Here is a 15,878-nt window from a genome sequence, read left to right as displayed (position 1 = left end):
CCGCTCTCATAGAGAAGGTATGTGACAGTTCTGTTGTGCCTTTTTCGGGCCTGTGGACAGCCGGTCTCTCCTCCTCGACGGCATGAAACCGTCACATCGGCGCTCTAGGTAGCTAGGGCAGCTCGGAATGGCGTAAAGACCCCGCCGCAAGAATGATTACCCGGCTAAGATGTCCGATCTGGTGACGGGCTTAAGTGGAGACACGAATGCTGGTCCAGCAATTGACGCATGTGCCCGCCGCCGACCGCCAGGCGATGCTTGAGGGCCCCCGTGACAGCGCCACCCATCTGCGCCATGCGGCCGCCATACCGGCGCTCGGTCAGGTCGAGATCGGCGGCACGGCGTCGCGCGAGAAGGCCGGCGACACCCTGAAAGTGGTGGCTTGGAATGTCGAGCGGCTGCGCCATGGCGATGCCATCGCCGCAACGCTTGCCGCCCAGGCTCCCGACGTGGTGCTTTTGTCTGAGGTCGACAACGGCATGGTGCGCTCCGGCAATGGCCATCCATTGCGGACGCTGGCTGACCGGCTCGGCCACACCTATGCTTATGGCGTCGAGTTCGTCGAGCTCGGCGGCGGTAACGAGGCCGAGCGCGCAACAACTGGCGAAGCCGCCGTGAACAGCGAAGGCTTCCACGGCAACGCCGTGACCAGCGCGGTGCCTTTGCAGCGGCCCTTTCTGGTGCGTCTCGACGCCGCCGGCGGCTGGTTCCGGCCGGAGCGTGGCCAGCCGCGCATCGGCGGCCGCATGGCGATCGGCGGCCAGGTGCAGCTCGGCGACCGTCGAATTACGGTCGTCTCGGTGCGTCTCGAAAACCGCACCGATCCTGCCGGCAGGGCTGACCAGACCCGCCACCTCCTCGATGCCATCGACAGATACGATCCCGAGGCGCCGGTGCTGATCGGCGGCGACTTCAACACGCTGACCGCCACCCATGAGGAACGCAATGACGATCCTGCCGCATGGCGAGCGCGCATCGCGGCCGAGCCCGGCCGGCTGATCGATGACGTCGAACGCCACGAACCACTGTTCGAAGTCCTTGCAGGGCGCGGCTATGGCTGGCAGGCAGCCAACAATCTCGATGTGCCGACACAGCGGCGCGAGGCCGGCAATCCGGCGCCGATCGGCCGCATCGACTGGTTCTTCACCCGTGGCCTTGCGGCAAGCGCCCCGGCGGTTCTGCCCGCGGTGTTGCCGGATGGCCGCCCGAGCTCCGATCACGAAGCGCTGCTCGTGACCGTCCGCCTGGAATGAAAAAAGATCGCCGCAAGGTACAACCCGAAAAACCCGCTGTAGTTGCAGTGCGCATAACCGATTCTTCAAGCGCCCCGTACTAATCAGGTCGATGGCTTGATTGCTGCGGGAGAGCAGGTGGGGCGAGATGCTGACGGTCTATAATTGCATCGTGCACGAGCACGATCTGAGACTGGTCGTACTGGCAGCCCTTATTTGCGGTATTTCTTCCTTCTCGGCGGTCAATCTGCTTCGCCATGTTGACCGCTCAAGCGAGCGCAACCGCTATACCTGGCTGATGATATCAGCCACTTCCACCGGCTTCGGTATCTGGGCGACGCATTTCATCGCCATGCTTGCCTTTTCTCCGGGAATCCCCAACGCGTACAATGCCGAACTGTCGGCGCTTTCGCTTGCCGCTTCCGTCGCCCTGACAGCCGCCGGCATGTGGATCGCCACCTTGCGCCGGCGCATCGACTACGCCCTGGTCGGCGGCGCGATCCTCGGTGCCGGCATCGCCGCCATGCACTATATCGGCATGGCCGCTTTCGAGGTCGAAGGACGCATCGTCTGGAACCCGCTTCTGGTCGCCGTCTCACTGCTTGCAGGCGTCACCCTCGCCGCGCTGGCGCTGCTGGTCGTGCTGCGACGCCCGTCCATGCAGGCGACCATTGGCGCCGCCGTCCTGTTGACGCTGGCGATCTGCACCCTGCACTTCATCGCCATGGCCGCAGTGTCGATCTTTCCGGACTCCTCCATCGAAATATCTGAGTTCACGGTCGAACCGGTGTCGCAGGCCTTCGCCGCCGCGGCCGTTAGCCTGGTCATTCTTGTGCTTTCGGCGGCAGCATTGTGGATCGACTTGCGCTTCCGTCGCCACAAGCTCGAGGCCGCGCGCATGCACGGCTTGGCCAACGCCGCCGTCGAGGGTCTGATCGTCTGCGACGGCGTCCGCATCGTCAGCGCCAATGACAGCATCGCCGCGCTAACCGGCATGGCGCCGGAAGCACTGAACGTGATGCTGCTCGGCGACCTGTTCGGCGAACGCACCGCGACCAGCATGTCCGACTGCAGCGGACAGGCACAGGAAGCCGAGTTGAGAAGCCATGACGGTACCGCCATCCCTGTCGAATTGATCGCCAGGAGCATCGACTATTGCGGCAAGCCGCACAGCGTCGTCGCCGTGCGCGACATCCGCGAACGCAAGAAGGCCGAGCAGGAGATCCTGCGCCTCGCCCACTTCGACCCGCTGACCGGGCTCCCCAACCGCCGCAGTTTCTCCGGCCGGCTCGAGGCCGAAATTGCCGCAATGGACCGCGGCGGCAAGGGCGGGCATCTTGCGCTGCTGCTGCTCGACCTCGACCGCTTCAAGGAAGTGAACGACCTGTTCGGGCACGGCGCCGGCGATGCCATGCTGCAGAAGGTGGCGCTATGCGCCTCCGCCGTGCTCCGCCACGGGCAGATGCTGGCGCGTCTCGGCGGCGACGAGTTCGCCATCATCGCCCCGAACCTTTCTGATCCGCAGGCAGCCGGCCGCATCGCCGAGGCGGTGCTGGCGTCGATGCGTGAGGAAAACCGGCTGTCGGTCGGTGGCGGGCTGGTGTCGGCCAGCATCGGCATTGCACTTTATCCACTCGACGCCGACGAGCCGACAGCCCTGGTCAGCCACGCCGACACCGCGCTCTACCGCGCCAAGGCCGAGGGCAAGGACACCTATCGCTATTTCGAGGCCTCGATGGGCGCCGAGGCGCGCGACCGGCGGGTGATGGAGCACGAACTGCGCCAGGCCATAGCGCGCAATGAGTTTCGCCTCGTCTACCAGCCGCAGAAGGAGATCAGCAGCGGGCGGATGGTCGGGTTCGAGGCACTGATCCGCTGGCGCCATCCGCAGCGCGGCGACGTGTCGCCGGCGACCTTCATCCCGGTGGCCGAAGACAGCGGCGTCATCATCCAGATCGGCGAATGGGTGCTGGTGACGGCCTGCGCCGAGGCAGCGCGCTGGAAGAACCCTCTCACCGTCGCGGTCAATGTCTCGGCGGTGCAACTCCACAATCCGAATTTCAGCCGCAAGGTGCATGAAGTCCTGCTCGGCTCCGGCCTGACGCCCGGCAGGCTCGAACTCGAGATCACCGAAACGGCGCTGGTCAAGGACATGCCGCGCGCTCTGGCCACCTTGCGGCAGGTCAAGGCGCTGGGCGTGCGTGTGGCGATGGACGATTTCGGTACCGGCTACTCCTCGCTGTCCAACCTTCGCGCCTTCCCCTTCGACAAGATCAAGATCGACGGCTCGTTCATCAAATCGGTCGACAGCAACGGCCAGGTGGCGGCCATCGTGCGCGCCGTGCTGGGGCTTGGCCGCGGTCTTGGCCTGCCGGTTCTGGCCGAGGGCGTCGAGACGCTGGGCGAACTGAAATTCCTCGACGCCGAGGCCTGCGAGATCGGCCAGGGCTATTATCTTGGCCGGCCGAGCCCGATCGAGAACTTCAGCGAACTGACCGGCGTCACCGCGCCGGCGACTGAGGACTACGCCCCGATCAAACAGCGCGGCGGCAGCATCCTGATGCTCGAACCGGCGGCGGCCCTTCGCTCAGCCTAGGGGGCTAGCGCGGCCTCGACCAGCCGCTTGGCATCCGGTCCCGACCATTCGGCCGGCCCGTTCATATGCGCAACCAGGCAGCCTTCGCCGTCGATCAGCATGGTGACAGGGAGGCCGAGCGCCAACCCGCGCGTCTTGACGTCATTGAACAGCGCCAAGCTCGAATCCCGATAGTAACCGAGCTTCTCGATACCGATGTCGGCGAGGAACTTCTTCGGCTTCACATCGTCGCCGGCATCGACATTGACCGCGATCACCTCGAAGACGTCGCTGCCCTTTTCCTTCTGCAGCGCATCGAGCGCCGGCATTTCGGCCCGGCAGGGCGCGCACCATGTCGCCCACAGGTTGAGCAGCACCGTCTTGCCGGCATGGTCGGCGATGGTCATCGGCTTGCCGTCGGGACCGTTGAAGGCGAGGTTTTTCAGCGATTGCGGCGGATCGGCCGGCAACAATGCCGCGACCTGGCCTGTGGCTGCGGCGGCCACTTTCTTGGCGCGGTCGCTCTTGGCGGCGCAGGCGACATCGTCCTTGCTGCCGCCGGCGGCAGCTTGCGCTGGCGCGCTGCCGGAGGCTGCGTTGTTGCCAGAACCGCTCTCGCTGACATATACCGCGACCGCACCGGCCAGCACGCCCGCCAACAGGGCCGCAAGGATCAGGCGCGGGGCCGGGAAGTATCTATTGCCGTTTGCCATTATTCTAAAACTGCTCCGGAGCACGGGTTATAGCGATGAGCGACAAGAAGGCCAGCAACCAGATGTGGGGCGGACGTTTTGCCTCGGGTCCGGCCGCAATCATGGAAGCGATCAACGCGTCGATCTCGTTCGACCGCAAACTTTATGCACAGGACATAAGGGGTTCGATCGCGCACAGCGAAATGTTGGCTGAAACGGGCATTATTTCGACGGCCGATCAAGAAAAAATCGCTCACGGCCTGAACACGATCCTGAAAGAGATCGAAGCCGGCACGTTCGAATTCTCGACCCGGCTGGAAGACATCCACATGAATATCGAGGCGCGCCTCGCCGATCTGATCGGTCCGGCCGCCGGCCGCCTGCACACCGCCCGCTCGCGCAACGACCAGGTCGCGGTCGATCTCAGGCTCTGGGTCAAGGACGAGTGTTTCCGGGTTGCCGAAGCACTGAAAGGACTGATCGTCGCTTTCCTCGAGCGGGCTGAGGAGCATGCAGCAACCGTCATGCCGGGCTTCACCCACATGCAGACGGCGCAGCCGGTGACCTTCGGCCACCACTGCATGGCCTATGTCGAGATGTTTTCGCGCGACCTGTCGCGCGTCCGCGACGCCATCGAGCGGATGGATGAAAGCCCGTTGGGCGCGGCAGCCCTTGCCGGAACCAGTTTCCCGATCGATCGCCACAGAACCGCCAAGGCGCTCGGCTTCCGCGAACCGATGCGCAATTCGCTGGACAGCGTCTCCGACCGCGATTTCGCGCTGGAGTTTTTGAGCCTGGCAGCGATCTGCGCCACGCATCTGTCGCGGCTCGCCGAAGAGATCATCATCTGGTCGACGCCGCAATTCGGCTTTGTCAGGCTGTCGGATTCTTTCTCCACCGGCTCCTCGATCATGCCGCAGAAGAAGAACCCGGACGCCGCCGAGCTGGTGCGCGGCAAGACCGGCCGCGTCACCGGCCATCTGGTCGGGCTGCTGACGGTGATGAAGGGCATGCCTTTGACCTACGGCAAGGACATGCAGGAAGACAAGGAATCGGTCTTCGACGCCGCCGAGACGCTGGACCTGATGCTGGCGGCGATGACCGGCATGGTGCGCGACATGACGGTGAATGCCGCCGCCATGAAAAAGGCCGCCGGCTCGGGCCACGCGACCGCGACCGACCTCGCCGACTGGCTGGTCCGCACGCTGGGCCTGCCCTTCCGCGAGGCGCATCATGTCACCGGCCGCGCGGTGGCACTGGCCGAAGAGAAGAAGGTCAGCCTGGAGAAGCTTTCGCTGGAGGACCTGCAGTCGATCAACCCCGGTATTACCCAGGACATCTTCTCGGTGCTGGCGGTGCAGAATTCGGTGAAGAGCCGCAGCAGCTTCGGCGGCACCGCGCCGTCGGAAGTCAGGAAGCAGATCCGCACCTGGAAAAAGCGCATCGCCAAGGCATGATGCCGGGGTGCAATGCGCCGAAAACTCGGTTAAAAGCGGCAGCACATAAAAGTTTCGGACGGATGGATCGATGACCGCAAGCAGGATTTTGGTGACGCTGACACTGCTGACGGCGATGGCTGCCGTGACCGCCTGCGGCCGCAAGGCCGGTCTCGACACGCCCTATGAAGCGGCCGTCCAGGCGCGCAAGGACGCCGAGCGCGCCAAGCAGCCCGTGCCGCCGGAGCCGGAAAAACCGGTCGTGGACAAGAAGTTCATCCTCGACCCGCTGCTCTAGAGCCGATGAGACCGGCTTAGCGTTTCTAACCAGGTCTCGTGCTCCAACTTCCGGAACCACTCTCGTGAACCATTTCGATTACCGCGACGGCGTACTCCATGCCGAGGACGTGGCGATACCAGACATCGCCGCAAGCGTCGGCACGCCGTTCTATTGTTATTCGACGGCAACCCTGACTAGGCATTTCCGCGTCTTTGCCGGGGCCTTCGCCGGGCTCGACACGCTGGTCTGCTACGCTTTGAAGGCGAATTCCAACCAGGCGGTGCTGCGCACGCTGGCAAGGCTCGGCGCCGGCGCCGACACCGTCTCGGAAGGCGAAATGCGCCGCGCGCTCGCCGCCGGCATTCCGGCCAACAAGATCGTGTTTTCGGGCGTCGGCAAGACCGCGCGCGAAATGGATTTCGCGCTCGAGGCTGGCATTCTCTGCTTCAACGTCGAATCCGAGCCGGAGCTGGAATTGCTGTCGGCCCGCGCCACAGCACTCGGCAAGGTGGCGCCGGTCTCGCTGCGCATCAACCCGGATGTCGACGCCAAGACCCACAGGAAGATCTCCACCGGCAAGGCCGAGAACAAGTTCGGCATACCCTGGCAAAAGGCGCGCCAGGTCTATGCCCGCGCCGCCGGTCTGCCGGGCATTAAGCCCATCGGCATCGACACCCATATCGGCAGCCAGATCACCGAGTTGCAGCCCTTTGACGACGCCTTCGCGCTTCTAGCGGAACTGGTCGGCGCGCTGCGCGCCGATGGCCATGCCGTCGAGCACGTCGATCTCGGCGGCGGCCTCGGCATCCCTTACCGCACCGACAACAGCCCGCCGCCTCTACCCGATGCCTATGCCGAGATCGTCAGGAAGAATCTCACCAAGCTTGGGGTGAAGGTGATGTTCGAGCCGGGCCGGCTGATCGTCGGCAATGCCGGCATCCTGGTCTCGGAAGTGATCTTCGTGAAGGAGGGCGACGCCAAGAATTTCCTCGTCGTCGACGCCGCCATGAACGATCTGATCCGGCCGACGCTCTACGATGCCTTCCACGACATCAAGCCGGTGGTGCAGCCGCCGGCCGACACGCCGCGCATGGCGGTCGATGTCGTCGGTCCGGTCTGCGAGACCGGCGACTATCTCGGCCTCGACCGTGACCTGCCCCGGCTGAAGTCTGGTGACCTGATTGCCGTCGCCACCGCCGGTGCCTATGGCGCGGTCCAGTCCGGCACCTACAACACAAGGCTTCTGGTACCCGAGGTTCTGGTCGACGGCGACTGTTTCCACGTCGTGCGCCAGCGCCAGACCTATGACGAGCTGATCGGCTTGGATTCAGTGCCCGACTGGCTGAAATAGAAGCCGCCGTGCCGGCTGCGCTACAGCCGGTTCTGGATGAGCATCCTTGTGTCGGCGATCCTGTCCTCGTCGCGGCGGTAGAACGTCCATTGCTTGATGCGCTTGGGGCGCAGCAGGCCGGCCTGGGTAAGCACGCGCATATGTTCGGAGAGCGTCGCCTGCGTAATGCCGAGCTTCTCTGCGATCAGCAGCGCGCAAACGCCGTCTTCGACCAGATCGCCGTCTGCCTGGGCCGGGAAATGCGCCCGCGGATCCTTCAGCCAGTCGAGGATCTGCAGCCTGCGTTCGTTGGCGATCGCTTTGAAGACATCAACCTCTTGCATTTAGTTATTTTGCCAAGTTACTAATTGCTGTCAATCCCAAGGAGATGGTCATGACGAACGGCAACACCATCACGCGCGAACGCATTGCCGCGATGGAACCGCGCATCCGCCCCTATGTCAGACACACGCCGGTGCTGCGCGTCGACATGGCCGATTTCGACCGGCCACCGCTGGCAGTCGATCTCAAGCTCGAATGCCTGCAGCATTCCGGTTCGTTCAAGGCGCGTGGCGCCTTCACCAATCTGCTCGAACGGCCGGTGCCCGCGGCCGGCGTGGTCGCGGCATCGGGCGGCAATCATGGCGCCGCCGTCGCCTATGCCGCCATGCGGCTCGGCCACAAGGCGACGATTTTTGTCCCCGAAGTCAGCCCGCCGGCCAAACTGCAGCGCATTCGCGGCTACGGCGCCGAATTGATCGTCGGCGGCGCCCGCTATGCCGAGGCGCTCGCCGCCAGCGAGGCTTTTGCGGCAAAGACCGGCGCGCTGCAGATCCACGCCTTCAACCAGGAAGAGACGCTGGTCGGCCAAGGCACGCTCGGCCTCGAGATCGAGCAGGACCTGCCTGAGATCGACACGCTGCTGGTCGCCGTCGGCGGCGGTGGCCTGATCGGCGGCATCGCCGCCTGGTTTGCCGGCCGCATCAGGATTGTCGCCATCGAACCCGAGGGCGCGCCGACGCTGCATCGTGCCTTCGAGGCCGGCCACCCGGTCGATGCGCCCGCCGAAGGCGTCGCCGCCGATTCGCTTGCGCCCAAGCGCGTCGGCGAAATGATGTTCCCGATCGCCGAGGCCTTTGTCGAACGCTCCATCCTCGTCACCGACGACGCCATCATCGCCGCGCAGAAGGCGCTGTGGGAGCGGGTACGGATCATCGCCGAGCCGGGCGGCGCCGCAGCCTTTGCAGCCCTTTTGTCCGGCCGCTATACGCCGGCGCCGGGCGAACGAATTGCCGTCCTGGTCTGCGGCTCAAACACCGATCCTGCGAAATTCTGATTCTTGCTTTGACTAAATTGCGGGTGGAAACCCGCCAAAGCTCTTCAAGTTTTCCGGAACCGCCTCGCCTTTGCCGTGTTTGCTGGTAAACTTCCATCTGTTGAGTCCGGGCTATCCCGCCCGGGCAGGAAGGGCCGATGACGGAACGCCCCATTTCCAGCGGCGATCGCAGCCTGGCCGGGCGGCTTGCCCTGAGCCGGCTGGCAACACGGGTCTCGATGACGGTCGAGCGCGGCTGGCCGCTGCTTCTGCCGCTGCTCATCGTCGCCAGCCTGTTCATCAGCCTCTCCTGGCTCGGCCTCTTTCCCCGCCTGCCTGATATTGCGCGCATTGTCCTGGTCACGGCTTTCGGCATTGCCGTGCTTGCGGCGCTCTATCCACTGCGTTTCTTCAAGCTTCCATCCGCCGCTGAAGTCGACCGCCGCATCGAGGCGGCCAACCAGTTGCAGCATAGCCCTGTGCTGGTGCAGACCGACCGTCCGAGCGGCAAGGAAAGCATCTTTTCCCAGGCGCTGTGGCGCGAACATCAAAAGCGCATGGCCGACAAACTGGGCAGCCTTGGCGCCGATCTGCCGCGGACCCGCGTGCCGGAGCGCGACCCCTGGGGGCTGCGCGCCGTGGCGGCGCTGCTTTTGGTCACCGCTTTTGCCTTTTCTTTCGGCCCGTCCGGCGGCAGGATATCCGATGGCTTCCGCGCCCATGCGGCGCGCGACATCGTACCGCCGCGCATCGATGCCTGGGTGACCCCGCCCGCCTATACCGGCAAGCCGCCCATTTTCCTGACCACCCCAGTCATCGACAACAATGCCAAGCAGGCAACCGCCACCTTTACCGTGCCGCAAGGCAGCGACGTCTCTCTGCGCGTCACCGGCGGCTCCGGCGAGGAAACGCTTAGCTTCGCCGACAAGGGCGGCAACGCCCGCGCCATCGACCCGACGGGTCCGCAGGCGGCAGCCGTCAAGGCAGCAGCAGTGAACCCGGCGACACCCAAGCTGCGCCAGTTCACCGGCAAGCTGACGGCCGACGGCACGCTGACGCTGAAATCGGGTGAAGCCGATCTCGGTCAATGGGCCTTCGCCGTGATCCCTGACAAGCCGCCGACGATCCGCTTCGTCGGCGAGCCCAAGCGCGCCGTCAACGGCGCCTTCGAGCTCAACTACCAGATCGACGACGACTATGGCGCGGCCACCGCCAAGGCGGTTTTCGCGCTGGCCGACCCGGCGGCGCCCGATGCGCATCCGCTCTATGGTCCGCCTGAAATGCCGCTGGCGCTGCCGCGTCGTGGCGGCAAGGCGAACGCCGCCAAGACCACCAAGGACCTCACCGAACACGTCTGGGCCGGCGCCAGCGTCAAGCTGTCGCTTGTTGCCACCGACGATGCCGGACACACTGCGACCAGCGAAACCAAGACGTTGTTCATGCCCGAACGGCCCTTCGCCAACCCGCTGGCGCGGGCGGTGATCGAGCAGCGCCGCCTGCTGGCGCTCGACGCCAATGCCAAGCCGCGCGTGCTCGACCTGATGGACGCCATCACGCTTCGGCCCGAAGACACGTTCGACAACATGTCGCATTACCTCGCCATCATGAGCGCTAGCAGCCGGCTGAAGATGTCCGACAGCGACGACCAGCTGCGCAACGAGGTTGCCTATCTCTGGGAAATCGCGCTCGGCATCGAGGAAGGCAATCTTTCGGCCGCCGAAAAGCGCCTGCGCCAGGCGCAGCAGGCGCTGCAGGACGCCATCAAGCGTGGCGCCAGCGACGAAGAGATCGAAAAGGCGATGAAGGAACTGCGCGAGGCGATGAACGAATTCCTGCAGGAATTCGCCGAGCGCGCCAAGCAGAACCCCAACGCGCCGCAGATGCAGCAGAACGGCCGCGAGCTGCGCCAGAGCGACATCGACCGCATGATGGACCAGATCGAAAACCTGGCGAAATCTGGCGACCGCGACAAGGCGCAGGAGCTGCTGTCGCAGCTGGAAAACATGATGAACAACCTGCAGGCAGGCCGTCAGCAGCAAGGCGGCGAGCAGGACAGCGAGATGCGCCAGCAGATGGACAAGCTGGGCGAGATCATGCGCCGCCAGCAGGAGATGATGAACGACACCTATCGCATGGACCAGATGCAGCGCGGCCAGGGTCAACGAGATCAAGACCAGCAGCAGGATGGCGACCAGCAGCTCGGCGGACAGGATCAGGACAAGCCCGGCCCCGGTGACGACCGCGATCCTCTCGCCAAACCGAAGCCGATGACGCCGCAGGAATTCGCTGATGCGATGAAGCAGTTGCAGGAAGGCCAAGGCCAGCTGCAAAGCGAGCTCGACAAGTTGAAGAAGGGCCTGGAAGGCATGGGCATGCAGCCCAATGAGGGATTTGGCGACGCCGGCAAATCCATGGGCAATGCTGAAAAGTCGCTTGGTGAAGGTGAAGGCGACCAGGCCGTCGGCCACCAGGGTCGCGCGCTGGAAGCGCTGCGCAAGGGCGCCAAGGAGATGATGAAGCAGCTGCAGGCGATGCAGGGCGACCAGGGCGGCAGCCAGGAAGGCGGCCGCCAACAGGATGCCGACCGCGATCCGCTCGGCCGGCCGCGCGCCAGCCGCGGACCCGATTTCGGCGATTCAGTGAAGGTACCCGACGAGATCGATGTGCAGCGCGCCCGCCAGATCCTCGAAGCAATCCGCAAGCGGCTCGGCAACGCGCTCAGCCCCGACATCGAGCGCAGCTATCTCGAGCGCCTGCTCGAGCTGAAGTAGCCTCCAAGGCAACATCCGTCGAACTGAATGGTATCAGCGCCATGCCGAAACTCGGTGCCGTAACGCCCATCCTGCGCATCTTCGACATCACCAAGGCGCGCGAATTCTATCTCGACTTCCTCGGCTTCGAGGTCGAGTTCGAGCACCGCTTCGACGACAATGCGCCGCTCTATATGGGTGTAATCCGCGACGGCTGCGTCCTGCATCTCAGCGAACATCACGGCGACGGCGCGCCGGGCATAGCCATGCGCATCAAGGTCGAGGACATAGCGGCGCTGCACCGCGAACTCATCGGCAAGAAATACCGCTTCGCGCGGCCGGGTCTTGAAACCACGCCATGGCAGAGCCGCGAAGTGTCGGTCTCCGACCCCTTCGGCAACCGCCTGCATTTCTATGAAGATACGGCGGGCTGAGCAGGTCCAGGGGGGAGCCTAATCGGACCTGTTGACGAACGCGTCGCGGATCGCCTCCTGCATGCCGTCGATCGCCTCGCCTGAGGCATTGGGATTGCGATGCATCACCACATTCGAGGAATCAATGTGGCCGAACCCGTCGGCGGCGGTGAGCTCGCGGCAGCCATCGGGAATGTTGCTGTGCGAGATCGGCGCGATCGCCAGGCCAGAGGTGACGGCGAGCTTCAGGCCGCCGGTGGTGTCGCTGGTGTAGGCGACACGATAGGCTAGCCCGCGCTGCTCCAGCGATTTGATGGCAAAATCCTTGCACCAGCCGGCCCGGTTGTAGAGCGCGATCGGTACCGGCCGGTCCTCATGCATGTGATGCAGGCTCGATGTCACCCACACCGTCGGATCGTGCATCAGCACCTCGCCACCGCCAGGATCCTGCCATTCGAAGACCACGGCGAGATCGAGCTCGCCGGCGGCCAGCGCCGCCAGCTGCGCGCCTGAATGTGCGTATCGTACGGTGACCTCAACCTTGGTGTGGCGCTTGGAGAAAGCGCCGAGCGCGCGCGACAGAATGGCGTGGCCATATTCCTCCGGGATACCGATACGAACCGGCCCGCCGAGCGGGGCCGCCGCCATCGAGGCCGCCGTTTCGTCAAGCAGGGAAACAATGCGACGGGCATTGACGATCAGCTCGCCGCCACGGCGCGTCAGCGCGACGCCGCGCGAGCCGCGTTCGAACAGGCTGTCGCCGACCAGCTCCTCGAGCTTCTTCATTTGCATCGACACCGCCGACTGGGTGCGGCCGGCCTGCTCCGCCGCGCGGGTGAAATTGCCCGCTTCGGCAATGGCGACGAAGGTGCGCAGGAGATCGCTGTCGAGGGTTGGTCGCATCGAATCCGTCATAAGCAAATTTGATTGCTGGTATCATTCCAATTCGTTTGCAACATGTCAAACGCCGGACGATAGTCCGCCTACCCATTGGATATGCGGCCGCGAAATCGGTTGCGGACCAATCGAAGAGTCCTCACTCATACCCGCTGCCCGAAACGGTGGCGGGTTCTTTTTACCCCACGGCCGGGCGGCTACGGGCAGGCAAGGGGCCACTTGAACGACATGCGCAACCGGATCGTTCTCGGCATCATCAGCCTGTGCCTTGGGGTGCTGGTGTTCTCGCTCCAGGACCCGCTGGTCAAGGCGGTGTCGGGCGGCTATCCCGTAACCGAGGTAATGTGGATCCGCTCGATCGTTGCCTTGCCGATCCTGATCGTTCTCGTTCGCGCCGATGTCGGCTTGCGGGCCATTGCCTCGAAGCGGTTTGGCCTGCTGACGATACGCGCCTTCATCCAGTTCAGCTCCTATACCGTCTACTATCTGGCGATCGCCGCTCTGCCGCTCGCCGACGCGGTGGCGCTCTACTTCATGGCGCCGCTGTTCATCATGGCGATGGCCGGCCCCTATCTCGGCGAACGCGTCTCCTGGCAGACGCTCGCCACCGTGCTGATCGGCATGTTGGGCGTGGTCGTGATGCTGCGCCCGGGCGCCGGCCTGCTCGACTGGGCGGCGCTTTTGTCACTGGGCTCGGCGCTGCTCTACGGCTTTTCGCAGCTGATGGCGCGCAAGATCGGCGACACCGAATCCTCCACCGTCATGGCGTTCTACCAGAACGGCGCCTATCTCGTCGGCGCTGCCCTGGTTGCCGGTACATTCTGGCTTGCCGGCATTACCCACGCCGTCCATCCCAGCCTCGAATTCCTGGTGCGGCCATGGGTCTGGCCGACGACACCGGACTTCCTCAAGATGGCCGCCTGCGGTTTCGTCGCTTCGGCGGGTATGATCCTGCTGTCGCAGGCCTACCGGCTGGCGCCCGCCAACCGCGTCGCCACTTTCGAATACACAGGGATCATCTGGTCGCCGCTGTGGGGCTTTCTGTTCTTCAACGAGGTGCCACGCTCGACCACCGCCATCGGTGCCGCGCTGATCATCGGCGCCGGCTTGCTGGCGCTTAACACCGAACGGCGCAGGAGTGCCGGCCCGGTCCTTGCTGCAAGCCAGGATGCTGCCTGAGGCGTATCAGGCGAAGCAGGCCAGCGCCTGTTCGACCCGCGAGCGGATTTCGGCGAGTGTGAAGGGTTTCTGCACGACGTCAATAATAATGCCGTTCAACTCCTCGGCGCGCTCGCGCTGGTCGGCATAGCCGGTCATCAGCAGAATCTTCATCGCCGGGAAGAGCCTGGCCGCGGCGATCGCCATCTCGATGCCGTCCATCTCCGGCATGCGGATGTCGGAGACGACGAGATCGTAGCCGCCGCCCGCCGCGCTGATCATCGCCAGCCCCTGTGCGCCGTCGGCGGCGATATCGATTGTATGCCCGGCGCGTTCAAGCGCGCGGGCGGCGAGGGTGCGGACGGACTCATCGTCCTCGACGATCAGAAGCTTTGCCATGGGCCGGAATTTGGCGGGCAAAAGTTGACTTTTTCTGAAAATTTGAAGCGTCAGGGGCCTTTTCTCAGGCATCACCTTTCACGACGCCGACAAACGGCAATTCGCGGAAAGCGTGGGCGACGTCCATACCGTAACCGACGACGAAATAATCGGGGCAGTCGAAGCCGACATAGTCGGCGTTGAGCTCGGTCTGGCGGCGCATGCGTTTGTCGAGCAGCACCGCGATGGCGCAGCTTTTGGCGCCACGCGACAGCATCAGATTGCGGGTGAAGGACAGTGTCTTCCCTGATTCGAGGATATCGTCGATCAGCAGCACGTCGCGGCCGGCGACCTCATTGTCGATGTCGCGCAGCACCCTCACCTCGCCACTGGTGGTCCCGGCGCCGTAGCTGGAGATGAAGATGAACTCGACCTCCGGCGACAGTCCGACATCGTGCATGGCGCGAATGAGGTCAGCGGCGAAGATGAAGGAGCCCTTCAGCACCGAAATCACCAGCAGGTCGTGATAGTCGTGCTCGGCGATCTCCTTGGCGAGTTCAAGATTGCGCCGCGCGATCGCGGACGCCGAAAACAGGACTTCGATGTCCTTGCCGCGCACAACTGGCATCAATAACCTTTCCGAGAGATCGTCGCCTAACCGGCGAAAGTGACCGAGACGGCCTTCACACCGTTTCTAGGCACGTCGAGACGGCTGGAAAAGCCGAATCTTTCGCCGGGCGCCAGCGAACGGTTGGATGTCCCCAACGTATAGCGGGTGATGCGGCTGTCATTGCCGGTGACGCGGATCTCGAGCGGCGGCAACCGCCCGGCTTTCAGCCCGCCATTGACGGCCTCGCCATCGACGAACAGAACCGGGGTGGTGCCAGACGCATCGACACGCGAGGTGACGCCGGCGATGCTGAGTACGGCGCCCGCCGGCTGCTCAGCCGCAAAGAACGGCGTCTGCCGCACCAGCGCGTGGCCGCCCGCGACCCAGAAGGCAGCAAAGGCCGCACCGACGCCGGCGATCCAGAAGATTGGCCCGCCACGCGATGCCGGCGGCCGCACGGTTGCGGCTTCCGGTTTGCGCAGCATCTCCATGCCCGCCATCGACGGCGTTGCAATACCGCGTTCCGGCAGCGACGCCGCCTCGATGCGCGGAACCAGGCGCGGGAGCACCTCATAGTCAGCATCGACGATGTCGGTCGCCACAGGACGCAATTCCGGCGCGCCATTTGTCCCCAGCCCGGTCATGATTTCGCCGGAAACCGGGCGCGCGGTTCGTTGCTCAGCCATTATGGCCCCGCTGTTCGCTCTTCGTTTCTTTTTCGTAAATGGAAATGGTTAACGCTTCCCCACCGGAACCTTTGTGACGTATTCAAAAACAGCGAAAATTAACCGACGGTTAACCATGGCGGCCGA

15 protein-coding genes are annotated in these 15,878 nt (G+C 64.3%); 9 read left to right on the top strand and 6 right to left on the bottom strand.

Features of this window, described 5'->3' with window-relative positions:
- Nucleotides 1-206 precede the first annotated feature (206 nt).
- Together AC1D1B_RS29095 and AC1D1B_RS29090 are read left to right on the top strand one after the other, a co-directional pair.
- The gene (locus tag AC1D1B_RS29095) at nucleotides 207-1,253 is read left to right on the top strand and encodes an endonuclease/exonuclease/phosphatase family protein (protein WP_477336667.1); all 1,047 of its coding nucleotides are present in this window, start codon (nucleotides 207-209) and stop codon (nucleotides 1,251-1,253) included.
- 127 nt (nucleotides 1,254-1,380) lie between these two features.
- The gene (locus AC1D1B_RS29090) at nucleotides 1,381-3,828 is read left to right on the top strand and encodes a bifunctional diguanylate cyclase/phosphodiesterase (protein WP_477336665.1); all 2,448 of its coding nucleotides are present in this window, start codon (nucleotides 1,381-1,383) and stop codon (nucleotides 3,826-3,828) included.
- On the opposite strand, the gene tlpA is transcribed toward AC1D1B_RS29090, so the two are convergent.
- The gene (tlpA, locus tag AC1D1B_RS29085) at nucleotides 3,825-4,520 is read right to left on the bottom strand and encodes a thiol:disulfide interchange protein TlpA (protein WP_477336663.1); all 696 of its coding nucleotides are present in this window, start codon (nucleotides 4,518-4,520) and stop codon (nucleotides 3,825-3,827) included. The two genes, AC1D1B_RS29090 and tlpA, sit on opposite strands and share 4 nt — an antisense overlap.
- Nucleotides 4,521-4,555: 35 nt before the next feature.
- Between tlpA and argH the strand changes: the two genes are divergently transcribed.
- The 3 genes from argH to lysA all read left to right on the top strand — a co-directional run bounded on the left by argH (nucleotide 4,556) and on the right by lysA (nucleotide 7,566).
- Nucleotides 4,556-5,956: an argininosuccinate lyase gene (gene argH / locus AC1D1B_RS29080; protein WP_477336661.1), complete on the top strand. Its 1,401-nt coding sequence runs from the start codon at nucleotides 4,556-4,558 to the stop codon at nucleotides 5,954-5,956.
- A gap of 70 nt (nucleotides 5,957-6,026) precedes the next feature.
- Complete coding sequence (locus AC1D1B_RS29075; protein ID WP_477336659.1) at nucleotides 6,027-6,233, top strand: hypothetical protein; 207 nt, start codon at nucleotides 6,027-6,029, stop codon at nucleotides 6,231-6,233.
- A 64-nt stretch (nucleotides 6,234-6,297) separates the two neighbouring features.
- Nucleotides 6,298-7,566, top strand: a complete 1,269-nt coding sequence (gene lysA / locus AC1D1B_RS29070) for a diaminopimelate decarboxylase (RefSeq protein ID WP_477336657.1) — start codon at nucleotides 6,298-6,300, stop codon at nucleotides 7,564-7,566.
- Between the two features lie 20 nt (nucleotides 7,567-7,586).
- Here lysA and AC1D1B_RS29065 read toward each other — a convergent pair whose 3' ends face one another.
- The gene (locus AC1D1B_RS29065) at nucleotides 7,587-7,889 is read right to left on the bottom strand and encodes an ArsR/SmtB family transcription factor (protein WP_477263180.1); all 303 of its coding nucleotides are present in this window, start codon (nucleotides 7,887-7,889) and stop codon (nucleotides 7,587-7,589) included.
- Between the two features lie 50 nt (nucleotides 7,890-7,939).
- Between AC1D1B_RS29065 and AC1D1B_RS29060 the strand changes: the two genes are divergently transcribed.
- From AC1D1B_RS29060 to AC1D1B_RS29050, 3 genes are all read left to right on the top strand, one after another.
- Nucleotides 7,940-8,881 (top strand): threonine/serine dehydratase, encoded by a 942-nt coding sequence (locus tag AC1D1B_RS29060; RefSeq protein ID WP_477336655.1) that lies wholly within the window; start codon nucleotides 7,940-7,942, stop codon nucleotides 8,879-8,881.
- A gap of 137 nt (nucleotides 8,882-9,018) precedes the next feature.
- Nucleotides 9,019-11,631 (top strand): TIGR02302 family protein, encoded by a 2,613-nt coding sequence (locus tag AC1D1B_RS29055; protein ID WP_477336653.1) that lies wholly within the window; start codon nucleotides 9,019-9,021, stop codon nucleotides 11,629-11,631.
- A 41-nt stretch (nucleotides 11,632-11,672) separates the two neighbouring features.
- Entirely contained in the window at nucleotides 11,673-12,044 is a 372-nt protein-coding gene (locus AC1D1B_RS29050; RefSeq protein WP_477336651.1) for a glyoxalase superfamily protein, read from the top strand.
- Between the two features lie 18 nt (nucleotides 12,045-12,062).
- Here the strand turns inward: AC1D1B_RS29050 and AC1D1B_RS29045 are convergent, their stop codons facing one another.
- A complete protein-coding gene (locus tag AC1D1B_RS29045; protein WP_477336649.1) occupies nucleotides 12,063-12,926 on the bottom strand; it encodes a LysR substrate-binding domain-containing protein in 864 nt (287 codons plus the stop codon).
- 222 nt (nucleotides 12,927-13,148) lie between these two features.
- On the opposite strand from AC1D1B_RS29045, the gene AC1D1B_RS29040 reads away from it, so the two are divergent.
- Nucleotides 13,149-14,099, top strand: coding sequence for a DMT family transporter (locus AC1D1B_RS29040; protein ID WP_477336784.1), 951 nt, complete (start codon nucleotides 13,149-13,151; stop codon nucleotides 14,097-14,099).
- Between the two features lie 6 nt (nucleotides 14,100-14,105).
- Here the strand turns inward: AC1D1B_RS29040 and AC1D1B_RS29035 are convergent, their stop codons facing one another.
- From AC1D1B_RS29035 to AC1D1B_RS29025, 3 genes are all read right to left on the bottom strand, one after another.
- Nucleotides 14,106-14,477, bottom strand: a complete 372-nt coding sequence (locus AC1D1B_RS29035) for a response regulator (protein ID WP_477336647.1) — start codon at nucleotides 14,475-14,477, stop codon at nucleotides 14,106-14,108.
- Between the two features lie 64 nt (nucleotides 14,478-14,541).
- A complete protein-coding gene (gene hpt, locus AC1D1B_RS29030) occupies nucleotides 14,542-15,084 on the bottom strand; it encodes a hypoxanthine phosphoribosyltransferase (protein ID WP_023673315.1) in 543 nt (180 codons plus the stop codon).
- Between the two features lie 26 nt (nucleotides 15,085-15,110).
- Nucleotides 15,111-15,755, bottom strand: coding sequence for a hypothetical protein (locus AC1D1B_RS29025; protein WP_477336782.1), 645 nt, complete (start codon nucleotides 15,753-15,755; stop codon nucleotides 15,111-15,113).
- Nucleotides 15,756-15,878 lie beyond the last annotated feature (123 nt).

Source organism: Mesorhizobium sp. P2_C5_2 (assembly GCF_056404535.1).
This window is presented reverse-complemented; position numbering and strand designations above follow the sequence as displayed.